Here is a 16,854-nt window from a genome sequence, read left to right on the forward strand (position 1 = left end):
TGTAGTCCCTGAATGATGTGAACCTACTACCGCCAACATCTCAACCTTTTCCTCGCTTCTACCTTTCTAGGTTTAGGTTGAAACACTTCACTGAATAGCCTAAACTGTTTTGATGCCAGGTTCAAGAAAGATGCTACAATCTAGGATATAAAAAGGAGCCTGAGCTCCTTAGATTGTTAAATGAAGGCCTCGTTGACCATCTTCTCTTGCTTTCTCTGTCAAGGCTTTAAACTCTTCCCAAACAGGGCGTTCTTGGTCTGTAAAACGGAGATTGGCGCCTGGAAGACTAGCCTTGGAAATCATCTGAACAAAGCCTGACAAACTATTTGCCAAAGCCACTCCTTCCTTACTAGCCACATCTTCCTTGGCAACAAGCAAGGCCGACTGCAACTTCCCTGTCTTCTCTTTGCCAATCTCCTCCTCTTTTCCAGCAATAATAGAAGAAAGCTGGTCCAATAAATTGATGGCACGTTCCTTATTCATAGGAACCTCCTTGTTTAATTTTATATTATTATAATATAAACAACTTAAAATAAACAAGCAAGAACCTAGTTTTTAGGATAAACTAATTCAAATTCTTCACAGACGACTAGCATATCTTCTGAGAAGGACAGGCCTGCTTCTTCCAGCCAGATAGTGAAAAGCTCTTCATGGACCTGTCGCCAGTGGATCAGACTTTTCGCTTTTATGTCAGACAAGTCACCTTCCTGACGGAACTCGCCCTCCTTATAGGCATGATTTTCCGTCACTTGGGAAAAGGGCGTCACATAGACCTTGGTGGTCTGGATAATGCACACAGCCTGACCTTGTCCGTCCAGAATGATGGCATAGCCACCAGCTCTTGGGATTTCTTCTCCCTCTACTGCGTAGAGGGCATGAGCAGAGCTGGTCGAAGTTTTTATGCCCCTGGCCACCAAGTCAGCCAGTCGATCAGCTTCCGCCCCAAAGGCCCAGGCCTCCGGCTCAGGACCTGCTTGGGAATTGATGGCAAGAAAATCTTGCCAGAGTTGTGTAGGTGTCATGGGGTCCTTTCTAGTGTGCTTTGAAATTGTAAACTGGCTTGACAATCGTTTCAATCGTTACTGTGTCTTTTATATTCTCAACGATTTCATCTAAAGGCTTATAAACACTTGGAGCCTCGTCTAACGTTGCTTCACCGATAGAGGTTGAATAAATCCCCTGCATACTTTCCTTGAAGTCCGCTAATTGTACCTGCTGTCTTGCCTGCGTTCTACTAAGCAAGCGACCTGCACCATGCGGGGCAGAAAAATTCCAATCTGGATTTCCCTTACCTTTAGCAAAAATAGAGCCGTCTTTCATATTGATAGGAATAATCAGGCGTTCATTTTTCTGTGCAGAAGTTGCACCTTTCCGAACAATACCAGCCTCTATGTCAACATAATTGTGCATGGATTCAAAGCCGTCCTTCACCTGAAAATCAAACTCTTTCACTAGGGCATCTAACATCAATTTTCGATTCAGACTGGAGAAAACTTGGGCAATGTGAACATCGTTAAGGTAGTCTTCTAACAAGTCCCCTGTTAGATACTCTAAACCTGGACTGGCAGGAACAAACACTTCTGGAAATTCTGATAAGATTTCCTGTATTTCTGAAGTGATTTTTTCCTCCTTCCAAGCCAGTTTGACTGACTGAATCTCCGATTGACGATTTGTTCTTTTCAAGGTATCTACTAGAAAATCAAATTGTCTTGTTCTATACCGCTCTTTTTCTGCACCTGCAATCTGTTGGTGATGAATTGCCACCAAAACACCGAGATAACGTGACCCTGAATGAACGGTAATCCAGTAATCTCCCTCATCATCACACCCCAGTTCATAGAAATGATTTCCTCCACCCAAGGTACCTAGCGAACACGAAATCCGTTCTCTTTGTTGAGCACTTAAGGAAAAAGTCAAACCGTCTAAGAGCTGATTAATTTCTTCTTGAGGCAGTAAGGGTTTCTGGTGAACGCGGTGACCAGCAGGAACTAGACGATGCACTGCCTCATCAAAGACACTTAAATCTAGCTGCGACTGGACTCCAATATTGACGGTCCGCATGGAACAACCAATATCAACGCCCACAACATTCGGACAAATCTTCCAATCCTTCCGATTTTCTGGCAATCGAATCGTGGTACCGATTGTCGCGCCTTTTCCGTAATGTACATCCGGCATAATCCGTACTTGAGTTTGTTCCGTAATCGCATTGTCTAACATTTTCTCAATTTGTTCAACGGCACCTTGGTCAATATTGTCTGTAAAGACTTTGGCCAAGCCATTTTTTCCTTTAATTTCCATAATGTTCCTCTCTTTCCAACCATATCTCTCTCGTCAATAAACTCACTCTTTCGGTACGGACTTCATCAATGAGCGGGAAATGTACATCTTCCAAGAGGTATTGGTGTACAAAACCCAGCTTTTCTTGGACACGTAGGGACTTGCTATTTTCTACAAATGCACAGCACCAAATCTTATCTAAACTCAACTGGGCAAATCCGTAATCCAGTAAAACTTGACTAGCTTCTGGAATGAGACCCTGTCCCCAAAACGATTGACCAAGCCAATAGCCCAGTTCGGCTTCTGAATCAGGTAAATCAAGACCACTCTGCTTGCCAATCATGAGACCAATACTGCCAATGACCTGGCCTGTTTCTTTGAGGACAAGGGCATAGGTTTCGGGTTGGCTGAGGACTGTCTTGATAATCTCTCGACTTTCTTCCAGACTTTGATGAACTGGCCAACCCGCTGCGGGACCCACATCTGGATGACTAGCCTGAGAAAATAAGTCCGCTGCATCTGTTTCACTCCAAGGGCGGAGCACCAGACGATTGGTTTCTAGAATCATAATACTCCCCCCTACTTCAAACTCCAGCCACCGTCAATAGTGACAATCTGGCCTTGCATGGAAGCGAGTTTGCCAGTAGCCAGCATGAAGGTCAGCTCTGCGATTTCGCTGGGCTGGGTCCAGCGTCCGATAGGGGTCTGGTCTGCCACCCAGTCCGCCAGGCCACCAGGCTCAAAGTCCTTCTGGGTCATGCCTGTCTGGACAGCACCAGGGGCGATGCCGAAGACCTGGACCTTGTCCTTGGCATAGTCCAGTGCCAACTGCTTGGTAAAGCCTGCCAAAGCGTGCTTGGAGGCAGTATAGGCAGAGCCTCCACCACCTGCTAGACTGGAGGCAATGGAGCACATATTGATAATGATGCCCGACTGTCTGTCCACCATTTGTTGCAGATAGGGGCGGGTTAGTCTGGTCACCGCAAAAAAATTAACTGCGAAGATATGAGCTAATTCATCCTCCGCAATATCGAGGTGGGGTCGGTAATCGTCTAGAATGCCTGCGGTGTTACAGAGGACATCAACTGTCTGGCACCAGGAAAAGACTGGGCTTAAATCGCCAGCCAGGTCCAGCTGTAGAAAGTAGAAATCCCCTGCCAAATCAGGCTTGCTGGCCTGATCAATCCCGTAGACACGCCAGCCATTTTCCAAAAAAATCTCCGCCTGCGCTAGTCCAATGCCGCTGGAAACGCCGGTGATGAGGGCTGTCTTAGTCATGGACTTCTACCCAGTCGGTCGCAAGGACATCGCAGGGGGTCGGGCTCCACATGGAGAAGCCTTCGCCCTCGCCTGTCACGTTGATGAGGAAATAGGGCGTCGCCTCCAGCTTTTGCCCGTGAACCTCAATGGTGTCAAAGAGCTGGACGTAGTTCTCCGCTCCGCCCCAGCCTGTGCGAACGTACTTTTTCTTGGCCTTCAAGCCTGGTAAAATCTCTTCAAATGTCATGGTTTTACTCCTTTGTTGCTTTTCTCTCTTTCAACCATTATACCAAAAAATCAGACCACTCTAAAGAGTTGCCTGATCGTGTTTCTAACCCACATTCTCCTTTTTCAATAGGAAAAATGTGCCTGCAAGCGTTGAGAAAAAGGCAAAAACCATAAAGAGCAGAGGCAACCATCCTGTCCAGTCCTGCGATCCATAGCCAAACTGGCTGACCAGCAACTGACTAAAGCCGCTGAGAACCGTTAGGACAGAGGCTGGAATCAAGGTATCTAAAATTGCTGACTTGCTGCGATAGTAGAAGAGACCAGCTACGATTCCTAGAATCACCAAAAGACTGCCCCACAAGGGCAGGGGAATCCCCTCATAAAACTGCCGACTAATCCAAAAACGCAAGACAATTAACCCCACAAAGCTAAGCCCCCAGGTCCCCATCAGCAGATAGGACTTGATTTTTGACCGTTCATAGACTAGGTTCTTTAGGATGAAAAAAGCAGAGCTGGGTAGAATGAGTGCCAGAAACAAATCGCACAGCAAGCCCCGCCATTCTAGGACCATTTCACCAGTCACTCCAAACAAACCTAAGAAAAACCAGCTAATATAGACCAAGGAAATCAATCCTGTTAACCGCAGACCATAGTACCAGCGAATAGGCGGCAAGTCTGACAAGAGTTCATCCGCCATGTGCTTGCTATCTTTTCCTAAAAATTCCTCAGCGGATTGACCGTCTGTTTGGGCATCCAAGACATCTTGGTGAATAGAAAGCAATAGTTCTGTCGCCCTTTCCTCCTGCTCATGAAAGGCCGAAGCCAATATCATATATCCATGAAGTTTACGCATATAGGCCTTGTTTTCCTTGGTCAACTTCCCCCGTAAGCTACTAATAGCATTCAAATATTCTTGTTGCTTGTTCATCTTACTTCTCCTTTCTCACCAACAAAACCGCAGTTCCAATCCAAAAGGCCATAGCTGGAAGAATGACCAACATCAGATTGAGCCAAACTGGAACGGTCATGACCATATTTACCACACCGCCAACAATCATGAAGAGATAGGTCGGTAAAAAGACATAGCGGACTAATTTTTCCTTTTGGAAAAATAGCAGAGCGAGACCGAGCAAGGTGAGTGGTACTAGTAGCCCCCAGCCAGTCAAGACTAGGTCAGGTTCCTTGGGCATTGCCCAGAGACGAAGTCCGCAAATCACAAGAAAAAGAAGGGGGATGCAGAGAAAACTTGCCCAAACCTTGATTTTGCTGGTCTGGTAAATCAGACTGCGAATGATAAGGAAAATCCCTGCTGGGAGGAGGAGGCTAAGTACCGCGTCGCAGATCAAGTCCAGCCAGTTGAGGGAGATTGTTCCTGTCCCTGCAAAGTCCATTAGCCATTGGCTACCTAGATAGATGACCAGCATGAGGCCGCTCAGATTGACGACTTCAGAAAAACCAATTGGAGGGAGATAGCTGAGTAGGTCATCCGCCATCTGCTTGCTGTCTTTACCTAGAAAATCCTCCGCCGAAAGCCCGTCTTTTTGGGCTTCAAGAACATCTTGGTAAATGGACAAGAGCTGGGCAGTCACTGCTTCTTCCTGCCTGTAAAAAACAGAGGCAATCATCATGTAGCCATTGATACGGCCCATATACTCCTTGTTTTCCTTGGTCAGCTGGCTTTCAATCACTTCAATCTGCTTGCGGTATTCCATTTGTTTGCTCATCTTATTCTCCTTTCAATCGCTGAACTTTTTGAACCAATTCCGTCCACTGGCTCCAAAAATCTTCTAGATAAGCCTTTCCTTGGTCTGTCAGATAAAAATACTTCCTATCGGGTCCATCTGGCGAGGGCTTATTCTGACTAAAAATCAAGTCATTTTTTTCTAACTTCTGAAGGAGAGGATAGACCGTCCCTCCGACCATATTTTCAAAACCCTGCTTCCTCAATTCCTGAACCAACTCATAGCCATAGATTTCCTTTTGGCTAATTATCTGCAAAACACAGCCATCTAGGACACCTTTCAGCATCTGTGTTTCTTTCATAAGCTCTCCTCTCCTTAGTTTGTAATACCGACTAGTCTGATAACAATAAAAGTGATTTTCTTTGTCTTCTATCACTAGTTTGTTTTACCTATTAGATTTGTACCTATAGTATAACACAAGGTAACTAGTATGTAAAACAAAATAGTGGAAAAATTAAAAACTTGGGTCACCCCAAGTTTAGGAAATAATCTGTTTGTAAGATCGTGTTGTGATGGCATAGACCACTAGGTAAAGTAAGAGATAACCACCACAGATACCTGCTGTTACCTGCAACATAAGCTCTGCATTAACCACGCCGATAGACAAAAGGATGGACGATAGCATCTTGTAGGCAAAGGCAAGATGGACAAAGGCAAGTAGGATAGGTAGGAAAAAGACGGTCAGTAATTGCTTGCGAATGGACTGTCTCGTCTGATCCTCATCCAGACCAACCTTAGTCATAATGACGAAGCGATCTCTATCTTCATAGCCTTCTGAAATCTGTTTGAAGTAAATCACCAGCACCACCGCCATCAAAAAGATGAGCGATAGCAAGAGGCCGATGAAGAAAAGTGAACCTGCAAAACTGAAGAAACCACGCATCGCATAAGCACGATAGGCGAGACTGATGGCGTTCGTTCCATTCGGTAATATATTGGACTCCCAAAGCTCACTTTCAAAACTACCAAATAAGAAGGCTTCCTGGCTATCTACCTGCTCTTCTTCTGACAAACTGCTTTCAAAACCCATATAATAGCGATTTTCAGCTTGATTTTCAAAAGCGGTCAAGTCTTGAACAACAATAACTAAATACTTACTAAAATAAAAAGTCACATGGTCTGGCAGATGCCCCAGGGTCACATTTTGGGGTAAGACTTGAGCAACTTCCATCTCCTTTTCATCAAAGGTGAGGGTTTGACCAGCTTGATACTGGACTCCCTTACTATAAATGGCCACCTGGTCAGCTGCCAACTCCAGTTTTTGACTAGTCATTTTCTCATATGTAGCTCTATCCAAAATATAGCCTACACCTACTTGATTAGAAAAATCCATCCATGACTCTTTTTCCGTCAAAAATCTTACTTGCTGATTTGTCACCTCAGAAAAATAGGCTTGCTGATAGGGATAGACTACCTTACTTTCCACAGGAATCCCCGCCTTTTCTGCAATAGCACCAGCCCATTCCTCTACCTGTGTTTTTGAAATAGTCGATTTCAAGGCAACATCAATCGAATAATCATTTGGATTCTGGTTGGTGATATAATCTTTACCACCGATGTAAATATTGAGTCCTCCAACCATGGTCACCAAGAACATACTGGAGAGGATGGTAATGGTCGCAAGGCCCAGAGCATTTTTCCGCATACGGAAAATCAAGTTGGATACAGAAATGAAATTATCTGGCTTATAATAATAAGTCTGACGGTTCTTTAGCCAGTTTAATAGACTGATAACACCTGCGTGGAAGAGCAGGTAAGTCCCAAAGATAACCAGAAGAGTTGCTCCAAAGAAACTTGGAATAGCCTGCATAGGACTGGTCACTAGTTGGGCAATGGCATAGCCTGCCACCAATAAGATAAGGGCTAAGAAGGTCTGCAGCCATAGGAAGCCAGTTTTCTTATCCCCACGCTTCTTGCCCTGAACCAGTTTGAGAGAGTCAGTCAAGCCCAGCTTTCCGATATTAAAAAGGCTGACCAAGGCAAAAATCCCAAAGAGATAGATAAGTACAGTGACTAGACTTTTCAACTGGAAGGTTGAAGCCAGGACCACAGGCATCTGCATGGCTTTCAGCAAGAGCGCATAGAAGAGTTTATCTAGAGCCAGTCCCAAGAGCAAGCCAGCTAGAATGGTACCGACTGAAAAGACCAGATTTTCTAGAAAAGTCATCAAGAAGAGATGTTTTTTCTCCAGACCAAGAATGCTATAGACACCGAACTCTTTTGACCGCTGCTTCATAACAAAACTATTGGCATAGAAGACCATGATGGCAACGGCCAGCATGACCACAATCATACCGAAGCCCAGCACTTGAATCACTCCATTGGCCCCCTTGACCTGACCTAAATCAGGATGAAAGGCAAGCGAGGCAAAAATATAGGCAATGGCTGTGGACAAAATGGTCATCAGGGCATAGGGAAAATAGAGCCTACGGTTCTTTTTGAGATTGGTCAGAGCCAATCGAACGGTTAGTCCAAACATACTACTCACCTCGATTCGCCATAAGTGTCAAGGTATCTGAAATCAACTGATACATTTCCTGACTGGTTCTCTCACCTCGGTAGATTTGATTGTAGAGGATGCCATCCTTGATGAAGAGAACCCGTTTGGCACGACTAGCTGCTACTGTCGAGTGGGTTACCATCAAAATGGTTTGCCCTTCTTGGTTGATTTTTTCAAAAATATCGAGAAGAGTTGCCGTTGATTTGGAGTCGAGGGCTCCAGTCGGCTCATCTGCCAAAAGAATTTCAGGTCGTGTGATAATCGCACGCGCCACCGCAACCCGCTGCTGCTGACCACCCGAAATCTCGTAGGGCATCTTGTCTTGCAAGGTCGCAATTCCCAGGCTATTGAGCGTATGAATGAGTCGCTTGTTCATCTCATCAATCGGATAGCGAGACAAAACCAGAGGCAAGAGCACATTGTCCTTGACAGAGAGGGTATCCAAGAGATTGAAATCTTGGAAGACAAAGCCCAATTTTTCCCGACGAAAGGCTGCCGCTTCCTTGCTCTTGATAGACTGGGTATCCAATCCGTTAAGCAAGACCTTGCCCTGCGTTGGCTTATCAAGGGTTGCCAAAATATTGAGCAAGGTGGATTTTCCAGAACCAGACTCACCCATAATAGCGACATATTCACCCTTTTCCACTGTAAAATGAATATCCTTCAAAGCCTCAACCTGTCCCGCCTTAAAGAGAGAACTGTATATCTTTTGAACGTGTTGAACATCTAAAACTGACATAACTTGACTCCTTTTCTTTTTCTACCTTCATTCTACACGGTCCCAAGATAAACTACCATAGCCTTAACTTTCATTTACGTGACAGTTTTGTAAGATTAATCAAAAATCAACTCCACTTCTTTGATACCGATTCGCACCTCTGTTCCCCGCCCCACTTTTGATTTTAGCTTTAGGGAATAGCCCAGCTCCGCAGCAATTTTCCGTGAGAGATAGAGCCCCAGACCCGAAGATTGCTGGGTTCTGCGGCCATTGAAACCTGAGAAACCACGCTCAAAGACCCGTTCCAAGTCACTCTCTGCAATCCCAATTCCCGTATCGCGAATGACCAAATCATCCCCATCCAAAACAATCGAAATGGTCCCCTCCTGACAATACTTGAGGGCATTAGATAAAATTTGCTCTATTAAGAGGCCCAGCCAGCGTTTGTCTGTCTTTACGCTCCTATCCAGCTGACCCAGATCCAGGCTGGTATTGACCTGAATGAAAAAGAGGGAATACTTTCTTACTAGATTTCTGACCAGTTCATCCAAATTGACTGATTCGATAACCAAATCATCATGGAAGGATTGTAGACGGAGATAGTTCAAGACCAGACCTGTGTATTGCTCAATCTTGAAGAGTTCTGATTCCAGTTGGTGACGGACTGGACTACTATCTACTTCCTTGACCAAGAGCTGACTGGCTGCAATAGGCGTTTTCATCTGGTGGGCCCAGAGGGTGTAGTAGTCGTCTAATTCTGTCTGTTCCTGTCTCTGTTTTTCTAGGATTTTCTTGTTCTGAACTTCTAGCCATTCCACTTTTTCCTGCAACAAACGCTCACTGGCTGTCCCAGTAGCCACTTTCTGACCACGCCAGATTTTTCCAAAGCGGGAAAATTCCCTGACAAAATCCCAGAGGAGGGCGAGAATCCAGCAGATAGTGAGCAGGGTGAGGGCGTAGAAAACCAAGTTTCTTTTGATGTCAAAGAGGCTACTATAAGCCAGAATAGCCACAGCAAAAATGGCGTAGGCTATCAGAAAAATCAAGCGATGACCAAGCCATGATGTCAAAAATCCTGGTACTAATGAGCCAAAATCATCCTTATTCATGTGTCCACACCAGGCCGTAGCCTACTCCTTTCTTGGTCGCAATCACATCTGGCAGACCCAGTTCTGCCAATTTCTTACGCAGGCGAGCAATGTTAACCGACAAAGTATTGTCATCCACAAAAATATCACTGTTCCAGAGTTCTCTCATCAGCTCCTCACGGCTGACCACTTCCTTGCCATGTTCAAAAAGCACCCGTAAAATCTGAAATTCATTTCGCGTCAGCTCTTCCACAACCTGTCCATAGGACACCTGCATGGTCTTTAGGTCTAGAGAAATCTCCTCAAACCAGAGTAAACTTTGTTCACCAACAAAGTCATAGGTTCTTCTGAGAAGCCCCTGTATTTTGGCCAGGAGAACTGTCATTTCAAAGGGCTTGGTCACATAGTCATCCGCCCCCATATTGATCGCCATGACAATATCCATGGGCTGATCATGGGAAGACAGAAACATAATGGGCACACGGGATGTCTTGCGAATTTCCTGACACCAGTAATAGCCATTGAAAAAAGGCAGGCCAATATCCAGTAAAATCAAATGGGGCTGAAACTCTTCCATCTGTTCCAAAACCATCTGAAAATCCTTGACCTCTTGCACCTGGTAACCCCAGTTTATCAAATTTTTAGCAACTAGTTGGCTAATCGTTTTATCGTCCTCGATAAGAAGAATTTTCTGCATAACTATCTCCTTTCATATCCCTACCATTTATTATAGCTTACATTGGAACAAATTTGAGTATTTTTATACATTTACACAAGAAGTTGACTAAAAAACCAGGTCATCAGTGGTGCAGATTTGTCATTCCCCACATATTTCGTTATACTAGATAAAAAAGGAAAGGACTGCTATGCCGAATTTATTAACCTATATTGAAGAAACTCAATACGATAATTTTTATGATAAACCTATCAATAAGCTAGATATTCTGGCTCTGACCGAACTTTCCTACCTCCCTTTTGATAATCTGGTCCCCTACTCTTTTACAGAAAATGGTGTACGACTTGATCGGTTGGCAGCGGCCTTTGAAGAGACCTACAAAAATAATTTCCCTCCCTTTTCTATGGTGACCAAAAACCGCCTAGCCTTACTTGGACTTCTAGCCAAATCCAAACGCTTCAAATCTATCAAGGCATTTGGCTTCGTTGACGATTATCAGTTGGAACAGGAAAAGCAGTTTTCAGCAATCAGCTATCGCATTGACCGAAAAACAATTGTGACTTGCTTCAGAGGAACAGACGACACCATTATCGGTTGGAAGGAAGATTTCCACATGACCTATATGGATGAAATTCCTGCCCAACGTGCAGCGAGTGGCTACTTAGAAAAACTTATGATGCAGCAGATGGGCCATTTTTATCTGGCAGGTCATTCGAAAGGCGGAAATTTAGCCCTCTATGCAGCATGCCAGCAAGCTACAGACCAACAGGATAGAATCCTAGCTATCTATCCCTTTGATTCACCTGGATTACACAAAAAACACTTGGAAGCACCTAGTTACCAAGCTATTCACCAACGGATTTTCCCTGTCATTCCCCAGAATTCAATTGTCGGTATGATGTTAGAAACACCAGAAAATGCTCAAATCGTTCAGAGTAATACCCTCGGCATTCTACAACATATCAGTTTTTCTTGGGAGGTTGACGGAAGCGACTTCAAACTAGCCCCTGCCCTGACCAGCGATAGCCTACAAACCGACCAAGCCTTAAAAACTTGGACGGCTAGTTTAACAGACGATGAATTACGAGACTTCTTCGATTTGTTTTTCGGCATCTTCATCAAAGCAGGAATTGAACGTTTTAGCGACATCACGGTAAATCCCCTACAGAAATTACAAGAAATTGATCGACTGAGAAAAGAAATAGCTCCAGAAGAAGCCGAAATGGTGGACAAACTCATTCGTCTCCTCTTTGATACCCGTTATCAAATCTGGAGGGACAATATTAGCACCTCCATTCCAAGCACTGAAATCTCTCTACCAGATTGGCGGAAATTGTTCCAAAGAACTACACCTGAAAATAAAGAAAACTAGCTCAACCACCTGAGCTAGTTTTCTTTATCAAATCTTCTTAAAAATTGGGATAGTTTTTCTAATCCTTTGATTAGAGTTTCTTGTTCACAGGCAAAACCTAGACGGACATAGCCGTCACGTTCAAATCGATTACCAGGAACTAGGAGAACACCGTATTCCTGCAGAAGCTGCAAGCAAAAATCTTCCATAGGCATATCCACTGCAATCTTGACAAAGCTGGTCGAAACAACTGCTGGACGGATATAGGAAACGAGGGGTTCATTTTCAATCCATTGGTCCAAAATTGCTAGATTTCCTTCTAAAATACGCTGATTTCGTTCTAGAATTTCTTGATAATGGGCCAAAGCTAATTGAGCCACCAGATCGTCAAAGACACCTGCACAAATCATAGTGTAATCCCGATAATCTCTCAACATATCTGTCACTTCAAGATTGGCAGCCACCCAACCAATACGAATACCTGGCAGGGAATAGGTCTTGGATAAGCTATTTACAGCAATTCCTTTATCATAGACCTCTATAATAGATGGCACATCCAGCTCAGAAAAGGAACGATAGACTTCATCCGATAGAATATAAGCTCCAACTTCACCAGCAATTTCCGCCAATTCTTCCAAATAGGCCCTATCCATGACAGCACCAGTTGGATTATTGGCATTGTTGATGCAAATCATCTTAGTGTTAGGACGAATGAGCTGACGTAGTTTTTCCAAGTCTGGCAACCAGCCATTTTCCTCCTCAATCTGCCACAAATCCACTTCTGCTCCCAAGGACTTTGGAATATCGTAGAGTTGTTGGTAGGTCGGATAAAGGGAAATGACATGGTCTCCTGGTTCAATCAAACTATAAAGAACTAACAAGTTGGCCCCTGTTGCCCCGTTGGTCTGGAGAATTTGTTCTGGCTTGACGCCTGTATAGAGTTGACTAACTGATTTTTTAAATGCTGGCGAACCTTCTATCCAGCCATAGTTGAGCTTGGTGCCCTGCAATTTCTCATAAAAATCCTCAGAATTGGTGCCCGACAAGGCAAACAATTCCTCCAAAGTCAATGAAGAAATGGACACCCCAGCTATATCATAAATCGCGCTATTTTCATGGACATTCAGCCATTCCTCAACGCCAAAACGTGGTAATTTCATTTTTATTCCAACTTCATTTTTTACTGTTTCTATTGTACCATATTCTCACAAAATCGTATAAATACACAAGCATTCCCAAGTAAAGTACTTTTCTGTAAGAAATAGTTTGTCGCTAATCAAGTTAATTTTTTGAGAGAATACTGATTGTATCATCATTTAGTTTCTATTTTAGTACTTCGACGAGTGAAAAACTCCAGTGGATTGTTTGAACACGCCTTGCCTGATTGAAACAGTTAGGGAGTCGTTTTAATCCGCCGCCTCACAGTAGTCAGGCTTAAAAGTCTATTTTGGGTTCACCAATACCAATAGCAGATGCCACAAAGAACTTTCACTTCATCCCCGACGTACCAAAAAGGAATATATGATTGCCACACTCTCATATTCTACTCAATAAACATCAAAAGTAGCCTTAAAAACAAAATTAAAGATAGGACCAGGGTTCATCAATGCAAGTTGACAACGGATAATCTGTACCGCCCAATAATGGAGTATATTGAAAAAAAGTCCCAAAATTACGATTTAATTCTGGAACTTTTCCTACCTAACAAATAATCTTTAATCCATTTCAGTTGACTGAATCATTAGATCTTTAGTATTAGCACGACTTGCTGATACAAAAAGGATTTACAGTGTTCTACATCTTTTGTTTTAATTTCGAGAAAATCAGATTTTTTTGATTCTTAACATAAACCAAAACACTAATCATTGCGATACCAACTACTGCGAAAAAAGTCTGTAAGCTCCCTTTATTTTCTCCGGTTTGAGGAAGTCTCTTAGGTTTTGGAACATCATCTGTATTTGTACCATTAATTACCTTATTTTTAGCAGTGTACTCCCGAGATTCCCCTAAGTCAGATGTAGAAACCAAGTCTAATGAACCAGCAGCAACCTCTCGAACATCATCTATCGTCTGGGCTCCAATACTAATCACATTAGTTTTTCCTGTTACACCGGCAACTTGCTCAGACTCTTGACCAACTGGAAGAGTAAGGTCGTCTTGATAAAGGGTATCAAAAGGGATTTCTTTCTCCGTGATAACAGCTTCGGCAAGGTCTGCACTCTGAGCAGCTGCCAACTTCGTACCAACTCTAACAATGCGATCTACTTTGGCAGTGGTAACGACCTCTGTCGTCTGGTCTCCAATACTAATCACATTGATTTTTCCTGTTACACCGGCAACTTGCTCAGACTCTTGACCAACTGGAAGTGTGGGATCGTCTTGATAAAGGGTATCAAAAGGGATTTCTTTCTCCGTGATAACAGCTTCGGCAAGGTCTGCACTCTGAGCAGCTGCTAACTTCGTACCAACTCTAACAATGCGATCTACTTTGGCAGTGGTAATGACCTCTGTCGTCTGGTCTCCAATACTAATCACATTGGTTTTTCCTGTTACACCGGCAACTTGCTCAAACTCTTGACCAACTGGAAGAGTAGGGTCGTCTTGATAAAGAGTATCAAAAGGGATTTCTTTCTCCGTGATAACAGCTTCGGCAAGGTTTGCACTCTGAGTAGCTGCTAACTTCGTACCAACTCTAACAATGCGATCTACTTTGGCAGTGGTAACGACCTCTGTCGTCTGGTCTCCAATACTAATCACATTGATTTTTCCTGTTACACCGGCAACTTGCTCAAACTCTTGACCAACTGGAAGAGTAGGGTCGTCTTGATAAAGGGTATCAAAAGGGATTTCTTTCTCCGTGATAACAGCTTCGGCAAGGTCTGCACTCTGAGCAGCTGCTAACTTCGTACCAACTCTAACAATGCGATCTACTTTGGCAGTGGTAACGACCTCTGTAGTCTGGTCTCCAATACTAATCACATTGGTTTTTCCTGTTACACCGGCAACTTGCTCAAACTCTTGACCAACTGGAAGTGTGGGATCGTCTTGATAAAGGGTATCAAAAGGGATTTCTTTCTCCGTAATGACAGCTTCAGGAAGGGCTACACTTAGAGAGGTAGGATAGTCTTTCTTATGCACTTTTACAGGAATTTGCAGTACATCATAGCTATTGTCAGAATACAAAACTTGTACAGTTGCAAGATAATCTCCCTCTTTATTCGTATTAACAGTGCCTTTTGGAGTAATATCTTGTATAGTTATAGTATTAGGGAGGTCCTTAGAATTGGTAAGATTATCATTAAAATCTACTTCTTCTCCCTCAAAAATTTCTTCATCAGAAAAAATTGGTTCATAGACATTTGCTTCTGGCAATGTAAAATAATATAAATTAGCTAATTTGGGATCAATGTAACCTGTCTCATTAATGCTTTTCTTGTCCCCCGTTGTAAAGTCATATTGCCCATTCATTAACGGTTCTAAGAAAGATCTAGAACCGTGCCCCGCCACGGATTTACCAACAAATTTTGTGCCAGAAAAATGCCCAACACCATTAGTAATTAAAGTATCATTATCTGTTGCATAATGAATCGATTTTCCTTCATTTGTCAGCTGGTCTCCTATTGCAGCAATACCATTGAGATTGCTAACAAGGCCTTTTATTTTCGGAGCATTAAATGTGTAGGATTTTTTTGCCCAATCATAGTTCTTTTGATTAGCATAAATAAAGCCACGTTGCGCAAGATAACCACCTAAAGAATGTCCTGTCAAATACAAATTATTAATTTGTGTGGACTGCTGAAGCTGATCCATCAATCTTTCAATACTATTTGCCTGTTTGGGATTTGTTGCAAAGAAAATACTAAGATCATCATCCACATCGGAAGTTCCTTTTGTCCCCCTAATTGCAAGGACTTGCACTTCACCAGCATTAATAAATGGATAATTAGAAGTCGTCTCGAACAAAACTGCATCAAATCCATTATTTTCATGGAAAGTTCTTACCATTCGCCAGTATGGAGAGAGTTCCTTATGCATCATAGCATACTCTTGTCTACCATCATAAAGAGTATCAAGTGGCTGTAGTGGATCTAGTACCTTTCTTATATAATCATCGTCTCTATAAGCCAATTCCATAAACATGGCCATCTCTCTAGACGTAACATCCCATTTCAAGGGATCTGTCAATTGAGGATGGGAATCAGTAACCGTCCGCTCCGTGCCATCTGAAAAACCATCACCATCACTGTCTTTAAGAAATGGATGACTATAATAACCGAAATAAGTAGTTTTGTCTTTCTCATAGGTATAGATTTCTTCTTTATTTGCTAAACCATCACCATCATTATCATTATCTGGCAGAATATCACTACCAAGTAAAAGAGAGTCTACTTGACGATTTTCTAATGTGATTTTCCCTTCTGAAATCTTTATTGCATTTTCCAAGGTAAGTACTTGTTTTATAATTTCAGCACTAATGTTCCAACCACTACTAATGTCTACTGTCACAAGACTTGTTAATATGAGCGCTGAATATAATTTAATTTTATTTTTTTTCACTTTTTTTCCTCATTAATTCCTCTTATGCTAAGTCGCAACTGCACAAGATAAGTTATCAATACACAACTGATTATATCACAGCACTTTATGAAAAGCTAACATTATCACAAATCAAGCGTGCCATTCCAACAAAAAATACATGTATTTATTATATAGGTCTATAATTTCTTCAGAGTGTTTTTATGATATTTACAATTTTCTAAGAATAGCATCTCACCCCCAAGGAATTGAGTCTTATTTTACAGTAAAAATGAGGTTATTTCTCCTCAACAAGCTACCTATCCAACATCTTTTTCACCATTTAACTAAGTTATTTTTTATTATCAAAAACGTTTATATAATGGCAAAAATTCTTGTTCATTCAAGCCAACTCTTTCAATCTCCGCAGAAGAGGGGGTGACATCAAAACACCCTCCAGTTTTGTTTTTTCTAACAGTATACTGGAGAAGGGAGT

General features: G+C 42.7%; 16 protein-coding genes. 1 reads left to right on the forward strand and 15 read right to left on the reverse strand.

Annotated features, from left to right (window positions below; all coding sequences use genetic code 11):
- Positions 1–168 precede the first annotated feature (168 nt).
- From ODU50_RS05555 to ODU50_RS05615, 13 genes are all read right to left on the reverse strand, one after another.
- Positions 169–483 (reverse strand): hypothetical protein, encoded by a 315-nt coding sequence (locus ODU50_RS05555; RefSeq protein ID WP_105152888.1) that lies wholly within the window; start codon positions 481–483, stop codon positions 169–171.
- Positions 484–548: 65 nt separating this feature from the next.
- Positions 549–1,022, reverse strand: a complete 474-nt coding sequence (locus ODU50_RS05560) for an ASCH domain-containing protein (RefSeq protein ID WP_105152889.1) — start codon at positions 1,020–1,022, stop codon at positions 549–551.
- 10 nt (positions 1,023–1,032) lie between these two features.
- The gene (locus ODU50_RS05565) at positions 1,033–2,301 is read right to left on the reverse strand and encodes an RtcB family protein (protein WP_105152890.1); all 1,269 of its coding nucleotides are present in this window, start codon (positions 2,299–2,301) and stop codon (positions 1,033–1,035) included.
- Positions 2,291–2,848, reverse strand: a complete 558-nt coding sequence (locus ODU50_RS05570) for a GNAT family N-acetyltransferase (RefSeq protein WP_105152891.1) — start codon at positions 2,846–2,848, stop codon at positions 2,291–2,293. Before ODU50_RS05570 ends, ODU50_RS05565 begins: the two co-directional genes overlap by 11 nt.
- Before the next feature lie 11 nt (positions 2,849–2,859).
- Entirely contained in the window at positions 2,860–3,558 is a 699-nt protein-coding gene (locus ODU50_RS05575; protein WP_105152892.1) for a 3-oxoacyl-ACP reductase, read from the reverse strand.
- Entirely contained in the window at positions 3,551–3,787 is a 237-nt protein-coding gene (locus ODU50_RS05580; RefSeq protein WP_004194840.1) for a DUF2829 domain-containing protein, read from the reverse strand. The genes ODU50_RS05575 and ODU50_RS05580 overlap by 8 nt, the downstream gene beginning before the upstream one ends.
- An 84-nt stretch (positions 3,788–3,871) precedes the next feature.
- The gene (locus ODU50_RS05585) at positions 3,872–4,696 is read right to left on the reverse strand and encodes a hypothetical protein (protein WP_238145637.1); all 825 of its coding nucleotides are present in this window, start codon (positions 4,694–4,696) and stop codon (positions 3,872–3,874) included.
- Position 4,697: 1 nt separating this feature from the next.
- On the reverse strand, positions 4,698–5,492 hold the full coding sequence (locus ODU50_RS05590; RefSeq protein WP_203181273.1) for a hypothetical protein: 795 nt from the start codon (positions 5,490–5,492) through the stop codon (positions 4,698–4,700).
- Position 5,493: 1 nt separating this feature from the next.
- Positions 5,494–5,811, reverse strand: coding sequence for a PadR family transcriptional regulator (locus tag ODU50_RS05595; protein ID WP_024418782.1), 318 nt, complete (start codon positions 5,809–5,811; stop codon positions 5,494–5,496).
- Between the two features lie 177 nt (positions 5,812–5,988).
- On the reverse strand, positions 5,989–7,989 hold the full coding sequence (locus ODU50_RS05600; RefSeq protein ID WP_105152894.1) for an ABC transporter permease: 2,001 nt from the start codon (positions 7,987–7,989) through the stop codon (positions 5,989–5,991).
- Between the two features lies 1 nt (position 7,990).
- On the reverse strand, positions 7,991–8,749 hold the full coding sequence (locus ODU50_RS05605; protein ID WP_105105153.1) for an ABC transporter ATP-binding protein: 759 nt from the start codon (positions 8,747–8,749) through the stop codon (positions 7,991–7,993).
- Positions 8,750–8,844: 95 nt separating this feature from the next.
- On the reverse strand, positions 8,845–9,837 hold the full coding sequence (locus ODU50_RS05610) for a HAMP domain-containing sensor histidine kinase (RefSeq protein WP_053867381.1): 993 nt from the start codon (positions 9,835–9,837) through the stop codon (positions 8,845–8,847).
- Positions 9,830–10,513 (reverse strand): response regulator transcription factor, encoded by a 684-nt coding sequence (locus ODU50_RS05615; RefSeq protein ID WP_002936735.1) that lies wholly within the window; start codon positions 10,511–10,513, stop codon positions 9,830–9,832. Before ODU50_RS05615 ends, ODU50_RS05610 begins: the two co-directional genes overlap by 8 nt.
- 169 nt (positions 10,514–10,682) lie before the next feature.
- Here ODU50_RS05615 and ODU50_RS05620 point away from each other — a divergent pair, with 169 nt between their 5' ends.
- Positions 10,683–11,864 carry a DUF2974 domain-containing protein gene (locus ODU50_RS05620; RefSeq protein ID WP_105159243.1) on the forward strand — a complete coding sequence of 394 codons (1,182 nt, stop codon included), beginning with the start codon at positions 10,683–10,685 and terminating at the stop codon, positions 11,862–11,864.
- Between the two features lie 14 nt (positions 11,865–11,878).
- Here ODU50_RS05620 and ODU50_RS05625 read toward each other — a convergent pair whose 3' ends face one another.
- Positions 11,879–13,003, reverse strand: a complete 1,125-nt coding sequence (locus tag ODU50_RS05625) for an aminotransferase (protein ID WP_105148148.1) — start codon at positions 13,001–13,003, stop codon at positions 11,879–11,881.
- Between the two features lie 634 nt (positions 13,004–13,637).
- A complete protein-coding gene (locus tag ODU50_RS05630; protein WP_105153311.1) occupies positions 13,638–16,400 on the reverse strand; it encodes a G5 domain-containing protein in 2,763 nt (920 codons plus the stop codon).
- Positions 16,401–16,854 lie beyond the last annotated feature (454 nt).

The organism is Streptococcus sp. 2020WUSS084 (assembly GCF_044427445.1).
Classification (GTDB): Bacteria; Bacillota; Bacilli; order Lactobacillales; family Streptococcaceae; genus Streptococcus; species Streptococcus suis.

Coding starts and splice junctions, on each gene's coding strand:
- ODU50_RS05555 (WP_105152888.1), bottom strand. CDS start 483: ATGAATAAGGAACGTGCCATCAATTTATTGGACCAGCTTTCTTCTATT.
- ODU50_RS05560 (WP_105152889.1), bottom strand. CDS start 1,022: ATGACACCTACACAACTCTGGCAAGATTTTCTTGCCATCAATTCCCAA.
- ODU50_RS05565 (WP_105152890.1), bottom strand. CDS start 2,301: ATGGAAATTAAAGGAAAAAATGGCTTGGCCAAAGTCTTTACAGACAAT.
- ODU50_RS05570 (WP_105152891.1), bottom strand. CDS start 2,848: ATGATTCTAGAAACCAATCGTCTGGTGCTCCGCCCTTGGAGTGAAACA.
- ODU50_RS05575 (WP_105152892.1), bottom strand. CDS start 3,558: ATGACTAAGACAGCCCTCATCACCGGCGTTTCCAGCGGCATTGGACTA.
- ODU50_RS05580 (WP_004194840.1), bottom strand. CDS start 3,787: ATGACATTTGAAGAGATTTTACCAGGCTTGAAGGCCAAGAAAAAGTAC.
- ODU50_RS05585 (WP_238145637.1), bottom strand. CDS start 4,696: ATGAACAAGCAACAAGAATATTTGAATGCTATTAGTAGCTTACGGGGG.
- ODU50_RS05590 (WP_203181273.1), bottom strand. CDS start 5,492: ATGAGCAAACAAATGGAATACCGCAAGCAGATTGAAGTGATTGAAAGC.
- ODU50_RS05595 (WP_024418782.1), bottom strand. CDS start 5,811: ATGAAAGAAACACAGATGCTGAAAGGTGTCCTAGATGGCTGTGTTTTG.
- ODU50_RS05600 (WP_105152894.1), bottom strand. CDS start 7,989: ATGTTTGGACTAACCGTTCGATTGGCTCTGACCAATCTCAAAAAGAAC.
- ODU50_RS05605 (WP_105105153.1), bottom strand. CDS start 8,749: ATGTCAGTTTTAGATGTTCAACACGTTCAAAAGATATACAGTTCTCTC.
- ODU50_RS05610 (WP_053867381.1), bottom strand. CDS start 9,837: ATGAATAAGGATGATTTTGGCTCATTAGTACCAGGATTTTTGACATCA.
- ODU50_RS05615 (WP_002936735.1), bottom strand. CDS start 10,513: ATGCAGAAAATTCTTCTTATCGAGGACGATAAAACGATTAGCCAACTA.
- ODU50_RS05620 (WP_105159243.1), top strand. CDS start 10,683: ATGCCGAATTTATTAACCTATATTGAAGAAACTCAATACGATAATTTT.
- ODU50_RS05625 (WP_105148148.1), bottom strand. CDS start 13,003: ATGAAATTACCACGTTTTGGCGTTGAGGAATGGCTGAATGTCCATGAA.